This window comes from Mesorhizobium sp. M5C.F.Ca.ET.164.01.1.1, assembly GCF_004792125.1.
In the GTDB taxonomy this organism is placed as follows: Bacteria; Pseudomonadota; Alphaproteobacteria; order Rhizobiales; family Rhizobiaceae; genus Mesorhizobium; species Mesorhizobium wenxiniae.
In genome coordinates, this window is record NZ_SRTG01000170.1 from 1 (window position 1) to 392 (window position 392).

A 392-nucleotide genomic window follows, 5' to 3' on the forward strand; every position below is an offset into this window, starting at 1 on the left:
CGACTGACCAAGGCCGTCCTCAATTCAAACGCCCGGTTGGGCAAATTCGCTTCCGGATTCGACATAATCCTCGAAGATACCACCTTTCAAATGTACTCGCCGAACAGACCCAAACAGATTGAGTTCGTGGCGCAGCATCTCAAGGAAGGAGGCATCTTCGTATTCCTCGAGAAATTTCGGGCGGTTGACGACAGCGACTATCTGCGCCGCGAGTACCAGAAGGATTTCGGCTTCAAGGCTCGCTACTTCCAGCAAGAGCAGATCGAGGCTAAGAAGACCGCGGTGCTGACCACGATGTTCAACAACGAGGTAACGCTTGAGGAGATGTCGCGCGCTGTAGGGACGCATTTCAAACACTGCGTCATGACCTGGAACAGCGGAAATTTCTGCAG

The 392-nt window shown here is 53.1% G+C and carries 1 protein-coding gene; it reads left to right on the top strand.

Annotated elements, in window-relative coordinates:
• Positions 1 to 392: class I SAM-dependent methyltransferase (locus EN807_RS37190; RefSeq protein ID WP_246684512.1), on the top strand; the 392-nt coding region annotated here is incomplete at both ends.